Origin of the sequence: Bosea sp. RAC05, assembly GCF_001713455.1 — a bacterium.
Classification (GTDB): domain Bacteria; phylum Pseudomonadota; class Alphaproteobacteria; order Rhizobiales; family Beijerinckiaceae; genus Allobosea.
In genome coordinates this window covers 2,540,180-2,559,130 of record NZ_CP016464.1, presented here as the reverse complement: position 1 = coordinate 2,559,130, position 18,951 = coordinate 2,540,180, and the positions used below count along the sequence as shown (strand labels likewise).

General features: G+C 69.6%; 17 protein-coding genes. All 17 read left to right on the top strand.

The window, feature by feature from the left end; translation table 11 throughout:
- Window positions 1–1,383: an amidase gene (locus tag BSY19_RS15610; RefSeq protein ID WP_210184377.1), complete on the top strand. Its 1,383-nt coding sequence runs from the start codon at window positions 1–3 to the stop codon at window positions 1,381–1,383.
- On the top strand, window positions 1,380–2,243 hold the full coding sequence (locus tag BSY19_RS15605; protein WP_083247638.1) for an isochorismatase family protein: 864 nt from the start codon (window positions 1,380–1,382) through the stop codon (window positions 2,241–2,243). Before BSY19_RS15610 ends, BSY19_RS15605 begins: the two co-directional genes overlap by 4 nt.
- A 267-nt stretch (window positions 2,244–2,510) precedes the next feature.
- Entirely contained in the window at window positions 2,511–3,758 is a 1,248-nt protein-coding gene (locus tag BSY19_RS15600; protein ID WP_069054947.1) for an ABC transporter substrate-binding protein, read from the top strand.
- A gap of 162 nt (window positions 3,759–3,920) precedes the next feature.
- Window positions 3,921–4,793 carry a helix-turn-helix transcriptional regulator gene (locus BSY19_RS15595; RefSeq protein ID WP_069054946.1) on the top strand — a complete coding sequence of 291 codons (873 nt, stop codon included), beginning with the start codon at window positions 3,921–3,923 and terminating at the stop codon, window positions 4,791–4,793.
- Window positions 4,786–5,796, top strand: coding sequence for a branched-chain amino acid ABC transporter permease (locus BSY19_RS15590; protein WP_069054945.1), 1,011 nt, complete (start codon window positions 4,786–4,788; stop codon window positions 5,794–5,796). The genes BSY19_RS15595 and BSY19_RS15590 overlap by 8 nt, the downstream gene beginning before the upstream one ends.
- 2 nt (window positions 5,797–5,798) lie before the next feature.
- Window positions 5,799–6,884: a branched-chain amino acid ABC transporter permease gene (locus BSY19_RS15585; protein ID WP_069054944.1), complete on the top strand. Its 1,086-nt coding sequence runs from the start codon at window positions 5,799–5,801 to the stop codon at window positions 6,882–6,884.
- Complete coding sequence (locus tag BSY19_RS15580; RefSeq protein WP_069054943.1) at window positions 6,881–7,684, top strand: ABC transporter ATP-binding protein; 804 nt, start codon at window positions 6,881–6,883, stop codon at window positions 7,682–7,684. The genes BSY19_RS15585 and BSY19_RS15580 overlap by 4 nt, the downstream gene beginning before the upstream one ends.
- A complete protein-coding gene (locus BSY19_RS15575; RefSeq protein ID WP_069054942.1) occupies window positions 7,677–9,926 on the top strand; it encodes an ABC transporter permease in 2,250 nt (749 codons plus the stop codon). The genes BSY19_RS15580 and BSY19_RS15575 overlap by 8 nt, the downstream gene beginning before the upstream one ends.
- The gene (locus BSY19_RS27980) at window positions 9,923–10,075 is read left to right on the top strand and encodes a hypothetical protein (protein WP_171905152.1); all 153 of its coding nucleotides are present in this window, start codon (window positions 9,923–9,925) and stop codon (window positions 10,073–10,075) included. Before BSY19_RS15575 ends, BSY19_RS27980 begins: the two co-directional genes overlap by 4 nt.
- Window positions 10,072–10,947 (top strand): phosphoenolpyruvate hydrolase family protein, encoded by an 876-nt coding sequence (locus BSY19_RS15570; RefSeq protein WP_069054941.1) that lies wholly within the window; start codon window positions 10,072–10,074, stop codon window positions 10,945–10,947. Before BSY19_RS27980 ends, BSY19_RS15570 begins: the two co-directional genes overlap by 4 nt.
- A gap of 28 nt (window positions 10,948–10,975) precedes the next feature.
- Window positions 10,976–13,888: a flotillin family protein gene (locus BSY19_RS15565; RefSeq protein WP_069054940.1), complete on the top strand. Its 2,913-nt coding sequence runs from the start codon at window positions 10,976–10,978 to the stop codon at window positions 13,886–13,888.
- A 12-nt stretch (window positions 13,889–13,900) separates the two neighbouring features.
- A complete protein-coding gene (locus tag BSY19_RS15560; protein WP_069054939.1) occupies window positions 13,901–14,338 on the top strand; it encodes an SRPBCC family protein in 438 nt (145 codons plus the stop codon).
- 3 nt (window positions 14,339–14,341) lie between these two features.
- Entirely contained in the window at window positions 14,342–14,794 is a 453-nt protein-coding gene (locus tag BSY19_RS15555) for an SRPBCC family protein (protein WP_069054938.1), read from the top strand.
- 1 nt (window position 14,795) lies between these two features.
- Window positions 14,796–15,617: an FAD binding domain-containing protein gene (locus tag BSY19_RS15550; protein WP_069054937.1), complete on the top strand. Its 822-nt coding sequence runs from the start codon at window positions 14,796–14,798 to the stop codon at window positions 15,615–15,617.
- Window positions 15,618–15,627: 10 nt separating this feature from the next.
- Window positions 15,628–16,110, top strand: coding sequence for a (2Fe-2S)-binding protein (locus tag BSY19_RS15545; RefSeq protein ID WP_069054936.1), 483 nt, complete (start codon window positions 15,628–15,630; stop codon window positions 16,108–16,110).
- An 11-nt stretch (window positions 16,111–16,121) separates the two neighbouring features.
- Window positions 16,122–17,903 (top strand): xanthine dehydrogenase family protein molybdopterin-binding subunit, encoded by a 1,782-nt coding sequence (locus BSY19_RS15540; RefSeq protein WP_083247637.1) that lies wholly within the window; start codon window positions 16,122–16,124, stop codon window positions 17,901–17,903.
- A gap of 1 nt (window position 17,904) precedes the next feature.
- Window positions 17,905–18,948: a xanthine dehydrogenase family protein molybdopterin-binding subunit gene (locus tag BSY19_RS15535; RefSeq protein WP_069054935.1), complete on the top strand. Its 1,044-nt coding sequence runs from the start codon at window positions 17,905–17,907 to the stop codon at window positions 18,946–18,948.
- Window positions 18,949–18,951: the final 3 nt, after the last annotated feature.

Genomic DNA, 18,951 nt, shown 5'->3' with positions numbered 1-18,951 from the left:
GTGGTCATCGATCGCCCGCTCTGGCAGTTGAGCGTCTGCGAGGCGTCGGAGCGCATCGCCGCCGGCACGCTCTCACCGGTCGATCTCGTCGAGGCCTGCCTCGCGCGCATCGCAGCAGTGGACGGGGCAATCCACAGCTTCATTCATGTCGCGGCCGAGCAGGCTCGCGCCGCTGCCCGCGAGGCGGAAGCGGAGATCCGAGCCGGCCGGCGGCGCGGGCCGCTGCACGGCATCCCCTATGCGGTGAAGGACAATTACGACGCCGCCGGGCTGCCCGCGACCGCGGGCTCCCGCGTCAGGCTCGACCATGTGCCGACGCAGGATGCGGCGCTCGTCGCCAGGCTGCGCGCGGCCGGCGCGATCCTGCTCGGCAAGCTCAACACCTGGGAGTTCGGCACCGGCAATGGCGGCGAGTATTTCGACCTGCCCTTCCCGACCGCCCGCAATCCCTGGGACACGGAACGCTTCGCCGGCGGCTCCAGCACCGGTGCCGGTACGAGCGTCGCGGCGGGGACCACGCTGTTTGCGCTCGGCTCCGACACCACCGGCTCGGTGCGCCTGCCGGCGGCCGCGACGGGCACGCTCGGCCTGATCGCCACCTCCGACGTGCTCGACCGCTCGGGCATCCTGCCCAATTGCTACACGCTGGACAAACCGGGGATCTTCGCCTGGACCGCGCGCGATGCGGCGCTGATCTTTGGCGAACTCACCGGCAAGGGCCCGACGGTGCCGGGCCGCCCGGGCCTCGCCGGACTGCGGATCGCGGTCGTGTCCGATCCCGGCCCCGGGATGCCCCCGCCGGACTCACCGCTGGCCGCCGCCTTCGCCGACGCGGTCGCCCTGCTGGAGGCCGAGGGCGCGATCCTCGAGACCGTCGCCCTGCCCGTCAGCGCGGCGGATTGCTACGCCGTGACCCGGCTGATCGGCCCGCCGGAATCGGCGGCGATCCACGAGAAGGAGCTGCGCGAGCGACCGGGCGAGCTCGGCTTCGCGCTGCGCGACAAGCTGATGGCGGGGTCGCTGGCCTCGGCCGTCGACTACATCGCCGCCCAGAGGCGGCGCGGCCAGATCGCGGCGCAGATCGATGCGCTGATCCAGCGCTACGACGCGCTCGTCACCTATGGCCCGCTGCATGTCGCGCCGCGGCTCGGCGTCGAGCCGGAAATGACGGATTTCACCACGCAGACGCTGCTGACGCCGTTCAACCTCTCCGACCATCCCGCCCTGATGCAGTGCATCGGCTTCACGCCGGCCGGGTTGCCGCTGTGCTGGCAGATCGTCGGCCGCCGCCATAGCGAGAGCGATATCCTCGCGCTCGCCGCGGCTTACGAGGACCGCACGCCCTGGCGGGCGCAGCGCGCGATGACGGAGACGGCACGATGACCTGGACGCGCGAGAGCATCGCGGCACTCGCCGCCAGCCGCGGCTTCGACAGGCTCGCGCCCGAGCATCTCGACCGCTGGCTCGCCCTGGCGCAGCGCCAGCCCTCGACCCTGCCCCTGCGCGCTTCGGTGGAGCGCAAGCAGGACGAGCCGGCCTATGGCCCGCAGGCCTTCGCGCCCTCAGGGGTCTCGCCTCGGGAGAGTGCGGCGGAGAACTACCGCGGCGTCTTCAACAACCGGCTCGGCTTCGGCCGGCACCCGGCCGTGATCGCGATCGACTTCGTGCGCTCCTACACGACGCCCGGCGCGCCCTTCTATGCCGAGGGCGTGGTCGGGGCGGTGGCGCAGACGCGGGCCCTCTTCGCCCAGGCGCGCAGGCTCGGCGTGCCGGTCCTGCACACGCGGCCCATCTACCATCCCTCCGGGCGCGACGGCGGGCTCTTCGTGCAGAAGGTGCCGGCGCTGCGCGCCATGGTGCGCGGCGAGCCGCTGGCGGAGTTCGACCCCGCGGTCGCCCCGCTTTCCGACGAGATCGTCTTCGAGAAGGCCTATCCGAGCAGCTTCTTCGGCACGGCGCTGGCGCCGACGCTGACGGCGCAGGGCATCGACACGGTCATCCTCGTGGGATGCTCGACCTCCGGCTGCGTGCGGGCCACCGCGGTCGACGCGCTGCAATACGGCTTCCGCCCGATCGTCGCGCGCGAATGCGTCGGGGACCGCCATCCCGGCCCCCATGACGCCGCTTTGTTCGACATCGACGCGAAATATGGCGACGTCGAGGATCTCGCAACCATCCTGGCGACGCTCGAAACCCTCGCGGCGGCGCGCGCGGCCTCCTCCGGCTCGTCCGAGGGGCGCTGACGGTCGCGCGACACCACGCCCGCCGCCAGAACGGTTCCCGCGGCGGCCGACAGCGGCGGCGCGGGGCCGCCGCCAGGTCAGGTCGGGATGCGTTCCAAGCCGCGCGCATCCCGTTTCGACGGCCGCCCAAAAAGCAGACCCAGCGCAATATCCGCGGTCTTGGCAGCGTCAGGCGCTATGTTACCGTGTCCTCAGAGCGGTTCCAAAAGCCGCCACCGGCTTCGCCGTCAGAACCTTCGGCGCGGCCAGCACGCAGGGAGGACTACGATGCGCAAGACGCTTGCGGCCGCCATCGCGGCCTGTTTCGTCGCGGCTGCACCGGCCGCGCATGCCCAGGAAAAACTCAAGATCGGTGTGATGGCGACGCTGTCGGGCCCTCTGACGTCCGGCGGTGAAGACGGCGTCCGCGGCGTCCAGATCGCGGCCAAGGAACTCGGCAACAAGATGGCCGGGCGCGAATTCGAGTTCATCATCACGGCCACCGACGCCAGCCCGGATTCCGCGCTGCGCGCGGCCCGCAAGCTGGTCGAGCAGGACAAGGTGCAGCTGATCATCGGGCCGCTCTCCGGCTCCGAAGGCATCGCCATGCGCGACTACAGCAAGACGGTGCCGAACCTCGTCATGGTCAACGGCTCGTCGGGCGCGCTCGAGACGACCTTCGTCAATCCCTCGCCGAACTTCTTCCGCTTCAACAGCGACGGCGCGATGTGGATGGCCGGTCTCGGCGAATACGTGCTGAAGGACAAGGGCTACAAGAAGATCTCGGTGATCGCCGAGGACTACTCCTTCCCCTACACGCAGGTCTTCGGCTTCGCGATCGGCTATTGCCGCGCAGGCGGCGAGATCGTCCAGCGCCAGTGGGTTCCGCTCGGCACCAAGGACTTCGGTTCGGTGATCGCCAACATCCCCGACAATGTCGATGCCGTCTTTCTCGGTCTCGGCGGCGGCGACGCGGTCAACTTCCTGAACCAGTACAGCCAGACCGGCGGCAAGGCGAAGTTCATCGGCGGCTCGATCATGGTCGACCAGACCGTGCTGTCGTCGAAGGGCGCCGCCAAGCGCCTGCTCGTCGGCACGCCCTCGTCGGGCGGCGTCGCGGACGCCTGGGACGATCCGCGCTGGAAGACCTGGGTGAAGACCTATCAGGACGCCTTCCCGGCCGACAAGCGCTTCGCCAGCCCCTCGCTCTTCGCGACCAACTACTACAACGCCGTGATGGCGCTCTCGATCGCGATGGACAAGGTCAAGGGCGACCTCTCGGATGGCGGGGCCAAGCTGCGCGCCGAACTCGCCAAGGTCGAATTGAATGCGCCCAACGGCAAGATCCGGCTCGACGACAACCGGCAGGCGATCGCCACGACCTTCATCACCGAGGTCGCTGAGCTGCCCAATGGCGATCTGACCAACAAGTTCGTGCGCGCCGTGCCGGACGTGACGCAGACGCTGGGCCTCCCGCTGGAGGCGTTCAAGGCGATCGGCCTGCCGTCCCGGACCAATCCGGAATGCAAGAAATAGGGCGCACGAGCGCCCGATGGAGGGGACGCGCGCCCTGCGTGCCCCCTCCGCTTCCGTCACGTCCCGACTCCCGGCGCCTGCGAGCGGATCTCGCGGTGCCAAGCCGGTGGCTTGCCTGACGAGGCCCAGCTTCCTGCGTCGGACCTACTTTCGCGAGGCATCATGAGTCGCGCAGTTGCGGTCTGCCACGGCCCCTTCGGCCGCGTCGCGATCTACGATCTCGACCGCCCGCTGGTGCTGCACGCCCACCGCGAGGCCCATCTGATCTTCTTCCTCGAAGGGTCGCGCGGGATCGTGACCGTGAATGGCCGCGCCACGCTGGTCGACCCCTTCATGGGGGTGGCGATCAACCCGTGGGAGCCGCACAACTTCCAGCCGGAACGGGCGGGCGCGCTCGGCCTCTTCCTCGTCGTCTATCTCAAGCCCGAATGGCTCGCGGCCCAGACCATGACGCCGCCCGGTGCGCTGGCCTTCCCGGCGTCCGAGCTGGTGATCACCCGCGAACTCGCCTCCTGGCGTGACGAGGCGGTCGAAATGCTGCTGTCGGCGCATCGCGACCTCAATTTGGCGCCCGTGCTGATGGCCCTGGCCCAGGCCTCGAGCGAGCCGATCGGCCAGGACCTCGCCTCCGCCCTGCTGCATGTCGCGCCGGAAAGCGTGCTCGATCGGCGGGTGGCACGGGCGCAGCGCCTGATCGAGGCCCATCCCGCCCATGAGGGCGCGCTCGCCCGTGTCGCCCGGGAGGCCGGGCTGTCGCGGGCGCATTTCTTCAAGCTCTTCCGCGAGCAGGTCGGCGTCACCCCGACCGTCTTCGCCAACACCGTCCGGCTCGACGCCGCGCTCGATCGCCTCGTGCTCTCGGGCGATCCGGTGACGCAGATCAGCCAGACGCTCGGCTTCTCCTGCCAGAGCGTCTTCACCCGCTTCTTCACCGCCCATATGGGCATGGCGCCGCGCGATTATCGCCGGGTCCTGCGCCGTGTCGGCCAGCCGCCGCTCCTGTCCGGCCCATCGCTGCGGGCCTGCCATGTCTGACTTCGTCGCCCGCCGCCCGATCTGGTCGCTGATCATCCTGCTGGCGCTCGCCGTCCTGGCCTGGCTCGTCTTTTCGATCTGGACGCCGGGGATGGAGGCGATGTTCGGGCGCAAGCGCGTCTTCCTGAGCGCGCTGTTCAACGGCATCACGCTGGGGGCGCTGTATTTCCTGGTCGCCAGCGGGTTCACGCTGATCTTCGGGCTGATGCGCAACGTCAACCTCGCGCACGGCTCGCTGTATCTGTTCGGCGGCTATGTCGGCTACAGCGTCGGCGAATGGACCGGCTCCTGGCTGATGGCGCTGCTGGTCGCCTTCCTCGTCGTGGCGCTGGCTGGCATCCTCATGCAGGTGCTGCTCTTTCGCTGGATGGAGGGCCAGGACCTCCGCCAGACGCTCGTCACCATCGGGCTCTCGATCATCTTCGCCGACCTGCTGTTGTGGAGCTATGGCGGCGACACCTTCCAGGTCACGGCGCCGGACTGGCTCTCGGGGCCGGTGACGCTGCCCTTGGCGGTCGCGCTGCGCAGCAATGGCGAGGCGGTGATGATGACCTACCCGCTGGTGCGCATCGCCATCCTGATCGGGGCGATCGTCGTCGGCGTGCTGATGTGGCTGGCGCTCAACCGCACGCGGGTCGGCATGCTCGTGCGCGCCGGGGTGGACGATCGCGACATGCTGTCGGCGACCGGCGTGCGCGTGCAGCTCGTCTTCGTCATGGTCTTCGCTTTCGGGGCCGGGCTCGCGGGCCTCGCCGGCGTCGTCGGCGGCACCTTCCAGTCGCTGCAGCCGGGCGAGGATACGCGCATCCTGCTGTCCTCGCTCGTCGTCGTCATCGTCGGCGGCATGGGCTCGATCCCGGGCGCGGCGGTAGGGGCGCTGATCGTCGGCCTCGCCGAGCAGTTCGGCTCGGTCTACATGCCGACCTATGCGGTGATGCTGACCTTCCTGATCATGGTCGCGGTGCTGGCGATCAGGCCCGAAGGCCTGGCGGCGAGGCGCTGACGATGGCCATCGCCGACCTCGATCTGGAGCAGCGCGCCCGTCCCCAGGAGGGCTTCGGGGACTGGGTTGCCCGGCGGGGCACCGCCTTCTGGATCGTGGCCGCCCTGTTGCTCGCCATGCCCGCCATCGCCAGCCCGTTCTGGCTCGTCCAGATCATCGCCTATGCGATGATCCTGGGCATGGTTGCGCTCAGCCTGATGTTCCTGGCCGGCTATGGCGGCATCGTCAGCCTGATCCAGATGACGGTGGCGGGCTTTGCCGGCTATCTCGTGGCGATCCTCGGCGGCAGCGCCATCACCCAGATCAGCCTGAACTGGCCGTGGTGGACGGCGGTGCCGGTCGCGATCCTGGTCGCGACGCTGTTCGGCACGCTGAGCGGGGCGCTCTCGGTGCGCACCGAGGGCATCTACACGATCATGATCACGCTCGCGATCGCCTCGGCCTTCTATTACCTGACGCTGCAGAACTACACGATCTTCAACGGCTTCAGTGGCTTCAACGGCATCCTGCCGCCGGTCTTCCTCGGCATCGACTGGGGCCAGAGCCTGCCCTTCTACTACCTGACGCTGGCCTGTGCGGCGCTGGCCTATGGCGTGGTGATCTATGTCTCGCGGGCGCCCTTCGGGCTCGCCTTGCAGGGCACGCGCGACAACCCCCGCCGCATGGCGGCGCTCGGCTTCGACGTCGTCGCACACCGCATCGCCGCCTATACCTTCGCCTCGCTGATCGCGGCTTGCGCCGGGGTGCTGCTGGTCTGGTACCAGCGCCAGATCTCGCCCGGCACGGCCGGCGTCGGGCCCGTCGTCGACATGCTGATCATCGCGGTGGTCGGCGGCCTGAGCCGCCCGATCGGCCCCTTCATCGGCGCGCTCGTCTATGTGCTGCTGCGCACCTTCGCGCTCGACGTGCTCGAGGGTGTCGGCCTCGACGGGCGGCGCTACCAGCTGCTGATCGGGCTCGGCTTCCTCGTGATCGTGCTGTTCTCGCCCGACGGGCTGATCGGCATCTTCCAGCGGCTGCGCGAGCGCTATCGCCGTGGCCGCGACGCCCGCGACAGCCAGATGGGATCCGGCGGAGGCGCGCCATGAGCGCGGTCGTCTCCCGCGAGCGGCTGACGGCGGCGGGCTCCGCCAATGCGCTCGAACTGCGCGGGGTCTCGCGGCTATTTGGCGCGCTGGCGGCGCTGACCGACATCACGCTCTCGGTGAAGCCCGGCGAGCGGCGCGCCGTGCTGGGCTCGAACGGGGCGGGAAAGACGACGCTGTTCAACTGCGTCACCGGCGATTTCGCGCCGAGTTCGGGCGTGATCCGCTTCTTCGGCGAGGACGTCACCGCCTTTCCGCCGCAGGAGCGGATCAGGCGGGGCCTGCGCCGGACCTACCAGATCTCGTCGCTGTTCACCGGGCTTTCGGTGCTCGACAACGTCTATCTCGCCTGCCGGGGCGTCTCGCGGAACCGGTTCTCGCTGCTGCGCCCGCGCCGGGACGACGCGCTGGTCCATGCAGCCGAGACGCTGGTCGAGGCGGTGCATCTCTCGGCCGTCAAGGACAGGCTGGTCGGCGAGCTCGCCTATGGCCAGCAGCGCCAGCTCGAGATCGCGCTCGCCTTGTCGGGCGCGCCGCGCTTCATCCTGTTCGACGAGCCGGCGGCGGGGCTGTCGCCGACCGAGCGGCGCGACCTCGTCCACATCCTGACCTCGCTGCCGAGCCACATCGGCTACATCATCATCGAGCACGACATGGACGTGGCGCTGCGCGTCGTCGAGAGCGTGACGATGATGCACAACGGCCGCATCTTCAAGGAAGGCGCGCCGCAGGAGATCGAGAGCGACCCGGAAGTCCAGGAACTCTATCTCGGCGGCGGTCACGGCGGAGGCGGGCATGGCTGAGCGCCTCAAGGCCCCGCCCGGCGTCGGCGTGCCGATCCTGCAGATCGCCGGCCTCAACGTCTTCTATGGGCGCTCCCATGCGCTTCAGGGCGTCGACCTCACGCTCCAGAGCGGCGTGCTCTCGGTGGTCGGCCGCAACGGCATGGGCAAGACGACCATGTGCAAGGCGATCATGGGGCTGGTGCCGGTCAGCTCGGGCTCGATCCGCTTCTTCGGCGAGGAGATCGCGGGGCGCAGCCCGGCCGAGATCGCGCGGCTCGGCATCGGCTATGTGCCGCAGGGGCGCCGGCTCTGGCGCTCGCTCACGGTCGACGAGCATCTGCGGCTGATGCAGCGCTCCAAGCGCGGGGCCTGGACGCCGGAGCGGATCTACGAGGCCTTCCCGCGGCTGGCGGAGCGCCGCAACAATGGCGGCGCCCAGCTCTCGGGCGGCGAGCAGCAGATGCTGGCGATCAGCCGCGCCCTGCTGATGAATCCCCGCCTGCTGATCATGGACGAGCCGACGGAAGGGCTCGCGCCCGTCATCGTCGCCCATGTCGAGGAGATGCTGGTGCGCCTCGCCGAGCAGGGCGACGTCGCGATCCTCGTCATCGAGCAGAACATCGGCGTCGCCACCGAGATGTCGGACCCGGTCGCCATCATGGTCAATGGCCGGATCAACCGCATCATCGCCTCCGCGACTCTGGCCGGCGATCGCGACCTGCAGCAGCGCCTGCTCGGCGTCGGCCGGCACAGCCACGACGAAACCGACAGCGCGCCCGACACAGCGGAGTCGTCCGAGAGCGGGGCGGCCCGCGCCCCTGCCCCGCCGAGCGGCCCGATGCGGGTCTACAACGCCAATCCGGTGATCCCGACGCGCTGGTCGCAGCCCGTCCCGGCGGCGCGGATCGAGGCGCAGGCACGGACGATCTCGCGCCCGACGCTGGCGACGCGCGACGGCACCCGGGTCGCGGACGGCCGGCGCCATGCGCCCTCGGGCAGCGGCGAGCCGCATGTCGTCGTCGTCGGCACGCTCGACACCAAGGGCGAGGAACTGCGCTTCATCCGCGATCTCGTCCAGGCGGACGGGGTACGGGCACGGCTCGTCGATATCTCGACCTCGGGCCGCAGTGCCGGCGGCGACGTCAGCCCGCAGGAGATCGCGCTCGCCCATCCGCGCGGCTCGGCCGGCATCGCGTCGGGTGACCGCGGCGCGGCCGTGGCGGCGATGACGGAGGCGTTCAAGGCCTGGCTCCCGCGCCAGCAGGGCGTTCTCGGCGTGATCTCGGCCGGCGGCTCGGGGGCGACCGCCATGGTGACGCCCGCCATGCAGGCCCTGCCGATCGGGCTGCCGAAGCTGATGATCTCGACCATGGCGTCGGGCGATGTCGCGGCTTATGTCGGCGCCGCCGACATCACCATGATGCATGCCGTCACCGATGTGCAGGGGATCAACCGGGTCTCGCGGCTCGTGCTCGGAAACGGGGCGCGGGCGATGGCCGCCATGGCCAAGGCGCGGCTGGCCGAATTGACCAGACCGGCGACGACGCGGCGCGCCGAGCCCGAGAAGCCGCTCGTCGGCCTCACCATGTTTGGTGTCACCACGCCCTGCGTGCAGCAGGTCTCGCGGCTGCTGGAGGCCGACTGGGAGCCGCTCGTCTTCCACGCCACCGGCACGGGCGGGCGGGCGCTGGAGAAGCTGGTCGAGTCCGGGCTGGTCGGGGCCGTCATCGACGTCTCCACCACCGAAATCTGCGACATGATGATGGGCGGCTTCCTGCCGGCGACGGAAGACCGCTTCGGGGCGATCATCCGCACGCGCATTCCCTATGTCGGCTCGGTCGGCGCGCTCGACATGGTCAATTTCTTCGCCCCCGAGACGGTTCCGGAGCGGTACCGGGGTCGCAATCTCTATCCGCACAATCCGCAGATCACGCTGATGCGCACGACCGCCGAGGAGAACGCCCGGATGGGGCGCTGGATCGGCGAGCGGCTGAACCTGATGGAGGGGCCGGTGCGCTTCCTCCTGCCCGAGCGCGGCGTGTCGGCGCTCGATGCGCCCGGCCAGCCTTTCCACGATCCCGCCGCCGACGCCGCCCTGTTCCAGGCGCTGGAGCAGACCGTGCGGCAGACGCCGACGCGGCAGCTGATCCGCTGCCCGCATCACATCAACGACCCGGCCTTCGCCGCCGCTTTGGTGCGGGAGTTCAGGGCCCTGCACGCCGGGCGCCGGCGCGAGCGGGCAAGTGGAGGCAGGGCATGAACTCGACGATGATCGCCTCACCGTCATTGCGAGGAGCGCAGCGACGAAGCAATCCAGGGGCGGCAGCGCCCTACCTCCTCCTGGATTGCTTCGCTGCGCTCGCAATGACGGCGTTCGGCGGCGGCTTCGACTTCGAGGACCGCCCATGACCGCCCTCGACAAGACGGCCCTGCTGAAGCGCTTCCGGGCGATGGTGAAGGCCGGCGAGCCGATCGTCGGCGGCGGCGCCGGCACCGGGCTATCGGCCAAATGCGAAGAGGCCGGCGGGATCGACCTCATCGTCATCTACAATTCCGGCCGGTACCGCATGGCCGGCCGCGGCTCGCTGTCAGGCATGATGCCCTATGGCGACGCCAATGCCATCGTCATGGAGATGGCGGCCGAGGTGCTGCCCGTGGTGAAGACCACCCCCGTGATCGCCGGCGTCTGCGGCACCGACCCGTTCCGGCGGATGGACGTCTTCCTCGACGAGGTCGCGCGGATCGGCTTCGCCGGGGTGCAGAACTTCCCGACCGTCGGGCTGATCGACGGCGTCTTCCGCAAGAACCTCGAAGAGACCGGCATGGGCTACGGTCTCGAGGTCGAGATGATCCGTCTCGCCAACGCCAAGGGCCTGCTGACGACGCCTTACGTCTTCTGCGAGGCCGATGCGCGCGCCATGGCGACAGCGGGCGCCGACATCATCGTCTGCCATCTCGGGCTGACGACCGGCGGGGCGATCGGCGCCGAGACGGCGCTCAAGCTCGCAGACTGCCCGGCGCTGGTCGACGCCTGGGCTGCCGCTGCCCTCGCGGTGAAGAAGGACGCGCTCATCCTCGTGCATGGCGGCCCGGTCGCCGAGCCGGCGGATGCCGACTTCATCATGAAGCACACCAAGCACTGCCACGGCTTCTACGGCGCCTCCTCGATGGAGCGGCTGCCGGTCGAGGTCGCGATCCGCGACCAGACGCGCGCCTTCAAGCGCATCGGGCGCGATCTCACGAACAAAAAGCCCGCCGGCAAGGCGGGCAAGGCGAAATGACCCGGGCCACGGGTGGGAGGATGAGGACATGACGGGACAGCTGATCGGATCGCTGATCCTCTGGCTGATCGTGGCGGTGATCATCATCGCCATTGTCGTCTATCTGGTGAACTGGCTGTATCGGCGCTCGTCGAAGGAGGTGTCCTTCGTCCGCACCGGCCTGTTCGGCGAACGGGTGGTAATCAATGGCGGCGCCTTCGTGCTGCCGATCATCCACGACGTCACGCCCGTCAACATGAACGTGCTGCAGCTCGCCGTGACGCGCGCCAGCAACGACGCGCTGATCACCCGCGACCGGATGCGCGTCGACATCGACGCAGAGTTCTATGTCCGGGTGAAGCCGGAGCGGGATTCGGTCTCGATTGCCGCCGCAACGCTGGGCCGCCGCACGCTCCAGCCCGACCAGCTCCACGCCCTGCTGTCGGGCAAGTTCATCTCGGCGCTGCGCACCGTCGCCTCCGAGATGACGATGGAGGAGATGCACGAGCAGCGCGGGATGTATGTCCAGCGCGTCAAGGAGGCCGCGGCCGAGGCGCTCGACCAGAACGGCCTGCTGCTGGAATCGGTGGCGCTCACCGACCTCGACCAGACCGACCTGCAGTATTTCAACCCTTCCAACCGCTTCGACGCCGCCGGCCTGACGCGGATCATCGAGGAGATCGAGGACAAGCGGAAGCTGCGCAACGACATCGAGCAGGATTCGATGATCCGCATCCGCACCCGCAACCTCGAAGCGGAGCGCCAGGCGCTCGACATCGAGCGCGACAGCGAGGCAGCGCGGCTCGAGCAGCAGCGCGAGATCGAGATCAAGCGCGCCGTGCAGCGGGCCGAAATCGCCCGCGAGCGCGCGGCCCGCGATACGGAAGCCGAGCAGGCGCAGATCCTCTCCCGCGAGGAGATCGAGAAGTCGCGCATCTCCAACGAGCGCGCGATCAGCGAGGCGCGCATCGCCTCCGAGCGCGATATCCGCCAGCAGGAGATCGCGCGCACGCAGGCCGTCGAGGAGGCCGAGATCAGCTCGCGCGAGCTGATCGAGAAGGCCCGCATCGCCAATGAGCAGGCGATCAGCGCGGCCCGCATCGCCTCCGAGCGCGACATCCGCCAGAAGGAAATCGAGCGCGCACAGACGCTTGAAGCCGCCGAGATCGCGGCACGGGAGGCGACCGAGAAGGCGCGCATCCTGCAGGAAACCGCGATCAGTGCCGAGCGCATCATCCGCGAGCAGGAGATCCGCAACCGCGAGATCGAGCGCACCCGCGTGCTCGACCAGGAGGACATCGCCGCGCGCGAAGCGGTCGACACCGCCCGCATCGGCCAGGAGGAGCGCGTCCGCGCACTCGGCATCGCGCGCAACCGCGCCCTCGACGAGGCCGAGATCGCAGCCCGCGAGGCGGTCGAGAAGGCCCGCATCGCCCAGGAAAACGTGCTGACGGCCGAGCGCATCGCGCTGGAGCAGCGCAAGCGCCTGCTCGAGATCGAGCAGACCGAGACGATCGAGGCGGCCGAGATCGCGGCGCGCGAGAGCGTCGAGAAGGCGCGCATCAGCCAGGAGCGGACCGTCGCCAGCGAGCGCATCCGCCGCGACGAGGAGGTCCGCAATCTCGAGATCGCCCGCAACCAGGCGATCGACACCGCCGAGATCGCCGCGCGCGAGGCGACGGAAGCCGCGCGCATCGCCCAGGAGAAGGTCGTCGCTGCCGAACGGATCGCGGCGGAACTCGCCACGAAGGAGCTGGAGATCCGCCGCAACGCCGATCTCGACACCGCCGAGCTGAAGCGCCGCGACACCGTCGAGCGCCGGCGCATCGCCACGGAACTCGGTCTGGACGAAGAGCGCATCGACGCGGCGAAGTCCCGCGAGATGCTGCAGATCGCCCAGAAGAAGGCGGTCGAGGTGGCGGAGGAAGACCGCGCCATCGTGCTCGCCGCCAAGAGGGTCGAGCGCACCGACGCCGACAGCGCGCTGCGCCAGGCCGAGATCGCCGCCAAGCAGCAGGTCGAATCCGTCGACATCGTCCGCGAACAGGCGCTGGAGGCCGCCCGGATCGAGCGCCGGCGCGCGCTGGAGCAGCTCGAGATCGCCCGGACTCAGGCGCTGCAGGAGGCGCAGATCGCCTCGAACGAGGAGGTCGAGCGCGCCCGCATCTCGTCGGATCGCGGGCTCGACGAGGCCCGGGTCGGGCGCCAGCGCGAGCTGCGCAAGCTGGAGATCGCGAGGGAGCGCGACGTCGAGGCGGCCGCCATGGACAAGGCGATCGCGCTCTACACCAAGTCGCTTGAGGAATCCGCCGCCCAGGCCAATGCCGAGAGCGCCCGCGCCAAGGCGGTCGAGGCCGAGGAACAGGTCAAGACGATCCGCGAGAGCGAAGGTGCGAAACGGCGCAAGACCGTCGAGGTCCTGCTCGCCGAGAAGGCGGCGGAGGAATCCAACATCGCCGCCGCCGCCGACAAGGTCCGCCGCGCCGTCGAGGCCGAGGCCCAGAAGCTGCTCTACGAGGCCGAAAACGTGCTCAGCGACGGCGCCCGCTACGGGCTGTTCCGGCGCCGCCTGCTCGACAAGATCGAGGGCATCGTGCGCGAGAGCGTCAAGCCGATGGAGAAGATCGAGGGCATCCGCATCCTCCATGTCGACGGACTCGCCGGTGGCGGCGGCTCGGGCGGGGCCGGCGGTGCGGCGCGCTCGCCCACCGACGAGGTCATCGAGTCGGCACTGCGCTACCGCGTCCAGGCGCCCATGATCGACCAGGTGCTGAAGGAGATCGGCATCGAGGGCGGCAACCTCGCCAAGATGGGCGGTCTGATGCGCGAAGCGTCCGACATGCAGCGCGTCGCCAAGGATGCGCAGCCGGCCAGGCCGAAGGGCGGCGGCGATGCCAAGAGCGAGCCTACGACCGGCGGCGAGGGCCCTGCCCCCGAAGCCGGCCCCGGCAAGACCTCCTGAGGCTGCAGCATCATGGCCCGCGTCTACGTCTCCAGCGTCATCTCCGCCCCCGCCGCCAAGGTCTGGGCCCGCGTGCGCGATTTTAACGGCCTGCCGAACTGGCATCCGCGCATCGCCGAAAGCCGGATCGAGAATGGCGAGCCCGCCGACAAGGTCGGCTGCATCCGCGCCTTCTCGCTGCGCAGCGGCGACCGGCTGCGCGAGCAGCTGCTCGGGCTCTCCGACTACGACATGTTCTGCACCTACTCGATCCTGGATTCGCCGATGCCGCTGACGAACTACGTCGCGACGCTGCGGCTGACGCCGATCACCGACCAGGAGCGCACCTTCATCGAATGGTCGGCCGATTTCGACTGCGCGCCGGAGCGCGAGGCGGAGTTGATCGAGGGCATCGGCACCAACGTCTTCCAGGGCGGTTTCGACGCCCTCAAGCGCGCATTCGGGGGATGAGGCATGCCTCACGTCGTCCGCAGCACGATCATCGACGCGCCGGTCGACCTGCTCTGGTCGGTGCTGCGCGACTTCAACGGCCATGACCGCTGGCACCCGATCGTCGCCCGTAGCGAAATCGAGCGCGGCCACCCGTCCGACAGGATCGGCTGCGTGCGCCGGTTCTGGCTGCAGGACGGCAGCGAATTGCGCGAGCAGCTCCTCACGCTCTCGGACCTCGAAATGACCTTCAGCTACTGCCTGCTCGACACGCCGATCCCGCTCTTCAACTACGTCGCCCATGTCCGGCTGCTGCCGGTGACCGATGGCAACCGCGCCTTCTGGCACTGGGAGAGCCGGTTCACCACGCCGCGCGGCCGCGAGGCCGAACTCGCCCGCATCGTCGGCGACGAGGTCTACACCAACGGCATCGAGGCGGTGCGCCGCCTGCCCGAACTCGCACGGGAGGCGGTCTGACATGCTCGCTGTGAGAAGCTGCGCAACCCTGTCTGAGGCCGCCGGCATCCTGTCCGGAGACCGGCAGGCGGTGCTGATCGGCGGCGGCACGCTGGTGATGCGCGATGTCAACGAGGGAAAGCTGACGGAAGGCACGCTGCTGCGCGTCACCGACCCGGCCTTCCGGCGGATCGATGCTGGCGGCGGCCGGATCGAACTGGGCGGGGGTGTCACGATGGGGCAGATCTTGGCGACGCGTGAACTCGCCTTCCTCCACGCGCCGGCCCGCGCCATCGGCGGCCCGGCCGTGCGCAATATGGCCAGCGTTGGCGGAAACCTCTTCGCGAGCGCCCCCTATGGCGACTTCGCCGTCGCACTGCTCGCCCTCGACGCCCAGGTCGTGGTGCAGTCGGGTTTCGGCAGCGGGCGCGCGACGCCGCTGGAGGAATTCCTGTCCGCCCGGGAGAGGATGGGAACGGCGTTGGTGGCCACGATCCAGATCCCGCGTCCGGCCAGCCCCGGCGACTTCCACTTCCGCAAGATCAGCCGGGTGAAGCCCAAGGGGATTTCGGTGCTCTCGATCGCCGCGCATCTGCCACTGGCGGGCGGGCGGGTGAGCCAGACGCGGGTGGCCTATGGCGCGATGGCGCCGACACCGATCCGCGCGCGAGGCGTCGAGCGGGCGCTGGAGGGCAAGGCACTCGATGCCGCGGCCATCGCCGCCGCCAAACAGGCCGCGCTCGAAGGCTGCCGTCCCGCGACCGACGCCATCGCCAGCGAGTGGTATCGCCGCGAGGTGCTGCCCGTCCATCTCGGCCGGCTGCTCGCCGGCGAGCCCCGCTGAGGAGCGCGCGATGGCCAAGATCCCCGTCCAGTTCCGCCTCAACGGCACCGACCGCGCCGCCTTCGTCGATGCGCCCGAGACGCTGCTCAACACGCTGCGCCGGAGCCTGGGCGATTTCGCCCCGAAATATGGCTGCGGCCAGGGAGCCTGCGGCGTCTGCACTGTGCTGATCGACGGCGAGCCGCATCTCTCCTGCCTGACGCTGTCCGTCGCCTGCGAGGGCCGGCAGGTCGAGACGGCGTCGGGGATGGCTGATGGCCCCGATCTGCACCCGCTGCAGGTGCAGTTCATGGAGCATTTCGCCGCGCAATGCGGGTTCTGCACGCCGGGCATGCTGACGGCGGCGCGAGCCCTGCTCGACCGGAACCCCACCCCCACCCGCGACGAGGTCATCGAAGCCATCAGCGGCAACATCTGCCGCTGCACCGGCTATGAACCGATCGTCGCCGCCATCCTCGCCGCAGCCGGTTCGCCCGGCCTTCGCCGCGCCTGAGGGAGTCCGACATGCTGGAAATGCGCAAGGACCTCTTTGCCGATGAGCGCGACGACAATCTCAACGTCGTCGGCAAGGGCATCCAGCGTCAGGACATGCCCGGCCATGTCACCGGGCTGACGCGCTATTTCGACGATCATGGCTTCGACGGCCTGCTGCATCTCAAGGTGGTGCGCAGCCCCCACGCCAGCGCCCGCATCCGCTCGATCGACGTCTCGGCCGCGGCGCGCGCGCCGGGCGTCAAGCGCGTGCTGCGCGCCGCCGACGTGCCGGTGAACAAGAACACGCTGCTGAGCCTGATCGGCTTCGGCAAGGACGACGAGCCTTCGCTGGCGGTCGACAAGGTGCACTATGTCGGCGAGCCGGTCGTCGCGATCATCGCCGAGAGCGAGGCGCAGGCGCTGGCCGCGAAGAAACTCGTCCGCATCGACTATGAGCCGATGCCCGCCGTTTTCGATGTCGAGGAGGCACTGAAGCCCGGCGCGCCCGTCGTCAACGAGACCTATCCCGCCAATTACTTCGAATATCACGAGCGCTTCGACCACCAGAAGCTGCGCTTCGGCGATGTCGAACGCGCCTTTGCCGGTGCCGACATGGTGCTGGAGCATCGCTACCAGATGTCGCCGATCGAGCATGCGCCGACGGAGACCAACGGCTCGATCGCGGCGCCCGAGCAGAACGGCCGCTTCGTGGTGCACTCCTGCGCGCAGGGTCTGTTCTTCGCGCTCGGCACCACCGCGAAGATCGTCGCGGTCGAGTCGAACCGCCTGCATTTCATCGGCGGCACGGTCGGCGGTGGCTTCGGCGGCAAGGTCGACTCGCTGACCGAACCTCTGGCCGTGCTGGGCGCGATGGTGACGGGGCGCCCGGTCCGCTTCGTGCTCGATCGCGAGGAGGAGATGCTCTACGGCTCGCCGCGCGGGGCCGAGCGCATCTACATCAAGGACGGGCTGATGCGCGACGGGCGCATCGTGGCCCGCTCCATCCGCAGCTATTTCGATGCAGGCGCCTATACGCGGCTCTCCAGCTATGCCGCGATCAAATGCACCGCGCATCTGCCGGGACCGTACTGGATTCCCAACGTCGCCTCCGACGTCCATGTCGCCTACACCAACCGCTGCCCGTCCACCGCCATGCGCGGCTTCGGCATCACGGCGGTCGATTTCGCGCTGGAGGTCCAGATGGACCGGCTCGCCGAAGCCGCCGGCATGGACCCGATGGAGTTCCGGATCCTCAACGCCTATCGCGACGGGGACATGAAGCCGCATCGGCGCAAGGCCTCGAACACGGCGCTGATCGAATGTGTCCAGGTCGCGGCCGGGAAGGCGAACTGGCCCATCTCCGAGCAGGCGCAGCGCCAGTCGTCCCTGACCGGCGGCGGCGCCGGCGAGCGCGCCCAGATCCCCGCCACCGTGCTCGATGCACGCGGCCAGATCGGCCGGCCCGACAGCCGCACCTCAGGCCCGACGCAAACCCTGCCGGCAGGCACCTCCCGCATCGCCTTGAGCAAGCAGCCGGTGATGGAGGGCGCGCGCGACGGTCGCGCCGCGCCGACGCAGGTGCCGCGCTACGAGCCGGCGCGTCCGGCGACGGCCGTGCCACCGTCCTACGCAGCGCAGCCGGCCTATCCGCCGCCGCAGGCCCCCTCTCCCTACCAGCCGGTATCTGGCCAGCAGCCGCCACCCTATCAGCCGCCCCCGACGCCGCCTTCGCCTGCGCCCGCTCCGGCCGCGCCGGCCCAGACCCAGCATGGCGCGGTGCGCTTCTCATCCGTCTTCGGCAGGAGGCGCTGAGATGGCCCGTCACGAAGGTCGCGGCATGGCGTCGGTGAACTACCCGATCGGGATGAATCTCGGCGGGGATCCGAGCCAGGCGCTGATCCACTCGAATCCGGACGGCAAGTTCACCGTCGCGCTCTCGGCGATCGATCTCGGCCAGGGCATGAAGCAGGTCTCGCGGCAGATCGCGGCGGAAACGCTCGGCGTGCCCGTCGAGGACGTCTATGTCGACACCGCCGATAGCGACACCGGTCCCCATGACATGGGCTCGTTTGCCTCGCGCGGCACGCACCGCATGGGCAACGCCATCATCGTCGCGGCGCGCGAGGCGCGCGGCGTTCTGCTGGAGGCTGCGGCCGAGGAGCTCGAGGTCGATGCCGGCGACCTCGTCACCGACGGGCGCGGCAACATCCATGTCCGGGGCGCGCCCTCGCGCTCGATCACGGTCAAGGCGACCGCCCAGGCGGCGCAGTTCAAGCAGGGCAAGACCATCGCCGGGCGCGGCATCTTTCTGATCCCGCTCTCGGCCGTCGATGCCGAAACCGGCGAGATGAACCCCAACACCGCTTTCGCCCATGCCTGCCTGGTGGCGGACGTCACTGTCGACGACGAGACCGGCGAGGTCGAGGTGCTCAGGATGACCAGCGCCTATGAGCTCGGCCGGGTGATCAATCCGCGCATGGTCGAGCAGCAGCTGGTCGGCGGCGCCTGGATGGGCATGAGCCATGCGCTCTACGAGACGCCCGAGCCCTATTATCCCGACACCGCCCATGGCCCGCGCGACTTCAACGAATACCTGATGCCGGGGCCGGGCGAGATCGCGCCCTACCATGTCACGGTGCTGGAGCGCCCGGCGCCGGACGGGCCCTATGGCGGCAAGGGGCCCGGCGAGATGTGCGCCAATCCGGTCCTGCCGGCGATTGCCAACGCCGTCTACAATGCCGTCGGCGTGCGCGTCGACGAGCTACCGATCACGCCCGAGAAGATCCTGCGCGGCTTGAAGGCCAATGGCGGGGTCAAGCCCGGCCCGCGCCGCGGCGGCCCCGTGAACTGGCGGTGATTG